Origin of the sequence: Paenibacillus sp. BJ-4, from assembly GCF_020404765.1 — a bacterium.
In the GTDB taxonomy this organism is placed as follows: Bacteria; Bacillota; Bacilli; order Paenibacillales; family Paenibacillaceae; genus Paenibacillus.
Genome location: NZ_JAIVEM010000179.1, coordinates 1 through 5,384 on the forward strand (window position 1 = coordinate 1; position 5,384 = coordinate 5,384).

Annotated in this window: 1 protein-coding gene; it reads right to left on the minus strand. The window is 41.4% G+C overall.

Annotated features, from left to right (window positions below; all coding sequences use genetic code 11):
* Positions 1-5,384: non-ribosomal peptide synthetase (locus LCF57_RS26380; protein WP_226003312.1), on the minus strand; the 5,384-nt coding region annotated here is incomplete at both ends.

Below are 5,384 nucleotides of genomic sequence, written 5' to 3' on the forward strand. Positions count from 1 at the left end.
CTATGATCATTTCCGGGGAACGTTCTACCATAATTCCCACTACACTATCAGGTTTTATTCCCTTTTCTCTTAATTTTCTGGCCAGTTGGTTTGCCTTTTCGTTTAGCTCCCTATAAGTCAGCTGTTTATCTTCAAACACTACAGCAATATTATTGGGTGTCCGTTCCACCTGTTCCTCAAAAATCTGATGGATGGTCTTTTCCCGAGGGTATCCTGCTTTTGTATTATTAAATTCATATAATATTTGATGTTTTTCGTCTTGTGACAGCATATCAATTTCTAATAGCCTTTTTTCAGGAAAGGCTGCTGCCTCTTCCAATACATTAAGGTAATGGGCAATAAGCCTTATAACTGACTCTTTCTTAAACAACCTGGTAGCATACTCCAATTCAAATGCAATACCGTCCTCTGTTTCCTCAGCGTTTAAAGTCAAGTCAAACTTGGATATTCTTACTTCACTGTCATAGGGCATAAACCTTAGCCCATCCATCTTCACTTCTGATGCCTCGATATTTTGCAGTACAAACATAGTATCGAAAAGTGGATTTCTGCCCAGATCCCTTTCCAGGTTAAGCTTATCTACCAGTTCTTCAAATTGGTAATCTTGGTTTTCGTAAGCCCTTAAGGAGTTTTCTCTTACTTCATTAAGGAAGTCCACAAAAGTCTTTCCACCTTGAGGGTGATTCCTCATGGCTAGCGTGTTTACAAACATACCAATAACGTCCTGAAGATCAGTATGCGGCCTTCCTGCAACGGGACTTCCAACTATAATATCTTCCTGTCCGGTGTACTTGGATAAAAGGACATTGTATGAAGCTAAAAGTACCATGTAGAGCGTGGCACCATTATTCACTGCAAGTTTGTTCAGTTTAACAGCAAGCTCCTTGCCTGCTTTGAAACTGATCACATCTCCCTCAAAACTCTGTATAGCTGGCCTAGGGTAGTCTAGCGGCATATTAAGCAAAGGAATTTCTCCTTTGAATACTTGGAGCCAGTATTCTTCCTGCTTACTAATTGTCCCATCAGCAAACAGCCTGTTCTGCCATACGGAAAAATCCTTGTACTGAATCTTAAGTTCCGGAAGTTCCTTACCTTCATACAGGCTCATAAATTCTCTTACCAGTATGTCGTCAGACACCCCGTCAGATATAATATGGTGCTTATCAAACATCATAATATATCTGTCTTCTCCAACTTTTATAAGCCCAACCCTAAGTAAAGGAGCCTCATCAAGGTCAAAGGTCCTAATAAATTCACTGGCTATTTTCGCAGCTCTTTCCTCATCGGTTTCCATATACATAACACTAAAATCCACATTGCTATGGACCTTTTGTACCGGTTTACCATCTATCATATGGAATGAGGTACGGAAAGACTCATGTCTGTCAACAAGCTCCCTAAAAGCCTGTTCAAAGCGCAGTTTATCGAGTTTGCCTTCAATTAGCATAATACCAGGCATGTTGTATGCCATCCCAACTGCGTCAAGCTGGTTTAGAATATACAGCCTTTTCTGGGCGGATGAAATTGGATAGTACTCCATCTCCCCAGCCGGCCCAATAGAATGAAATACACTCTCCTTTGCAATCTTGATGCACTCGGCAACTTCAGACATATTTGGGCTCTTAAATATTTCTTTAAGCGGTATGTTTACATTGAACTCTTTGTGAATCCTGGCAATAAGATTTGCTGCCCTTAAGGAATGTCCCCCCAGCTCAAAGAAATTGTCGTTTCTTCCCACTTTCTCTATACTAAGGATATCCTGCCACAACCCCGCAAGTTTCTCCTCCACTTCACCCAAGGGTGCGACATACTCTATTCCAGCATCGATATTGCCGTCAGGTTCGGGCAATGCCTTCCTATCTATTTTGCCATTGGGAGTCAGCGGCAGCTTTTTTAACTGCATAAAATAGGATGGTATCATATAGTCTGGAAGGTCCTTTAAGAGATGTCCCCTTAGTTCTGCTATTGTTAATTCATTTTCCCCTGCCACATAGGCACACAGATACTTGTTTCCCTTCTGATCTTCCCTTGCAATAACCACTGCTTCCTTTATTGAAACGTGCTTTAGCAGTTGTGCTTCTATTTCCCCCAGCTCTATTCTAAATCCCCTTATCTTTACCTGATGATCTACTCTTCCTAAAAATTCCATATTCCCATCAGACAGCCATCTGGCCAGATCCCCTGTACGATACATCCTTTCCCCTGGTATAAACGGGTTAGGTACAAATTTTTCAGCTGTCAGTTCGGGCCGGTTTAGATATCCCCTTGCAAGCCCTTCTCCCCCTATGCACAACTCACCCAAAACCCCTGTAGGCTGAGGTCTCAAGTGTTTGTCAACAACGTAGTATTTTATATTTTGCATTGGCTTTCCGATAGGTACACTCCCGGATTCCAAATAGCTTCCCAGTCTCTTTTCGTAATAACTGGAATCTATGGTGGACTCAGTAACCCCATAGCTATTAACAACCCGCAGTTTCTCTCCATACCAGGATTGTAATCTTTCATAATCTTCCACAGAGAGAGTATCTGATCCAAGTATAAGCAACTTGAGGCTATCAATAATCAAAGCATTATCATGGATATAATCCATAAGAGGAATAATCAGTGCCGGTGTGGATTCAAAGATGGTTATTTTATGGGTTTTAATAAGTGAATATAATCGTGCAGGATCGTATCTCTCCTCGGATGAACAAATAACCATTTGGCCTCCGTTGAGCAGCGTTCTCGAAACATCTCCCACAAATACATCAAAAGAAAAACTTGCGATTTGCAACAGCTTTACATCCATATCCGCAAGCCTATATTCCTTTTTCCATGCGTAAGATATGTTGACAAGACTTCTATGCTCTATCATGATCCCCTTTGGCTTTCCTGTGGTTCCTGATGTATAAATGACATATGCTAAATTACAAGATTTATTAATGACAGGAAGATTTTCTGTTCTCCCGTTGTAATTCACACAGTCATCAAAGCTTATAATATCAAGATCAAATTTAATTTTTTCTTTATGATGTTCTTGCGTAAGAATAATTCCAGCCAAGCTGTCATCGATCATATATCTGATTCGTTCTTCAGGATATTCGGTGTCTATGGGTAAATACGCGCCTCCTGCTTTAAATACAGCAATTACACCTATTATCATTTCTATGGACCGGTCTACCATTATAGCTACTACACTGTCAGGTTTTAATCCCTTGTCCCTTAAGATCCAAGCCAGTTGATTGGCCTTTTCATTAAGTTCTCCGTAAGTCAAGTATTTATCTTCAAATACTACTGCTATGTTATCAGGCGTCTTTTCCACTTGTTCTTCAAATAGCTCTTGTATGGTCTTATCCTTAGGATATTCTACTTTTGTATCATTGAAGCCATAGATTATTTGCTGTTTTTCCTCCTGGGACAACATATTTATTTCCGACAACCTTTTAAACGGATTTGCGGTTATCTCTTCCAACACGTTAAGGTAATGAGCCGCCAACCTTTTTATAGTCTCTTTTTTGAAAAGCCGAGTACAATATTCAAAGCTAAAAGCCATACCATCTTCACGCTCTATTGCATCAATGGATAGGTCAAATTTTGATATTCTATACTCTAGCCCGTTATTAAAAGGTCTGAAGCTTATACCAGGTACTGCAAATTCTACCTTAGAGGCATTTTGCATGGTAAACATAGTATCAAACAGTGGGTTTCTGCTCATGTCCCTCTTCAAGTTAAGCTTCTCAACCAGTTCTTCAAATTGGTAATCCTGATTGTCATAAGCCCTTAGAGCGTTTTCTCTTACTTCATTCAAGAATTCTACAAAGGTACTATCTCCCTTGGGGTAATTTCTCATAGCCAAGGTATTTACAAACATACCAAGGATATCCTGCAGGTCTGAATGTGGCCTTCCGGCTATAGGGCTTCCAACGATTATGTCTTCCTGTCCGGTGTGCTTAGACAGCAATATGTTGTATGCCGCGAGCAGTGTCATGTAAAGCGTAGCCCCATTATCCCTTGCAAGCTTGTTTAATTTATTCGTAAGCTCACTGCCTGCTTCAAAGCTAAAAAAATCCCCTTCAAAGCTTTGTATTACAGGCCTTGGATAGTCTAGCGGCATATTCAGTACAGGTATTTCTCCCTGGAATGCTTGGAGCCAGTATTCCTCCTGGCTGCTAATTCCGCCCTCATCAAACAGTTTATTCTGCCATACAGCGTAGTCCTTGTACTGTATCCGAAGTGCTGGAGGGTTGTTTCCTTCATAAAGATCCATAAACTCACGAATCAGTATGTCCATGGAGACACCATCGGATATAATGTGATGCATATCAAACATCATAAGATGCCTGTCTTCTCCCGTTTTTACAAGCTCTACCCTTAGCAGAGGAGCCTTGCCAAGATCAAAAGGTCTGGCAAATTCCCCAGCATACTCTGCGGCTTTTTCTTCGTTAGTTTCAAAGTACATCACGCTGAATTCCACATGGTCATGAACCTTCTGGACCGGGTTACCATCGATCATGTGGAACGATGTTCTAAGAGTCTCATGCCTTTTTACCAACTGCCTGAAGACTTCCTGGAAACGCGCTGTATCAATGCTTCCTTCCAGCAGCATAATACCAGGCATGTTGTATGCTGTCCCTGCCCCTTCAAGCTGGTTTAGTATATACAGCCTTCTTTGTGCAGATGACATAGGGTAGTATTCCATTTCTCCTGCCGGTTGGATTGACTGATATAGGCTCTCCTTTGAGTCTTTAATATATCTGGCAATTTCTAAGATGGTTGGTGTCTTGAATATTTCCTTAAGAGGTATGTCTATATTGAACTCTTTGTGAATTCTTGCTACAAGGCTTGTTGCCTTTAACGAGTGTCCCCCAAGCATAAAAAAGTTATCATTTCTTCCTACCTTCTCTATTCCAAGGATATCCCGCCACAACAGCGCAAGTTTCTCCTCTATTTCTCCCGAAGGTACTACGTATTCTACGCCGGTATTAACATTGCTATCGAGCACAGGCAATGCTTTCCTGTCTATTTTTCCATTAGGGGTCAATGGCAGCTTTTCCATCCGCACAAAGTAGGAAGGGATCATGTAGTCCGGGAGCTCTTTTGACAAGTGTTCCCTCATCCCCTGTACGGTTATTTCTTGATCCGGTACGACGTATCCACAAAGATACTTATTTCCGTCAGCTCCTTCTTTGTCCAATACCACCGCTTCTTTTATTGCTTCATGCTTTAATAACCGGTTCTCTATTTCACCCAGTTCTATCCTGTAGCCTCTTATCTTTACCTGATGGTCGATCCTGCCCAGATATTCTAGGTTGCCGTCAGGCAGCCACCTTGCCAGGTCACCTGTCCTGTACATCCTTTCACCCGGTGCGAATGGGTTTGCTGCGAATTTTTCTTCTGTAAGTTCC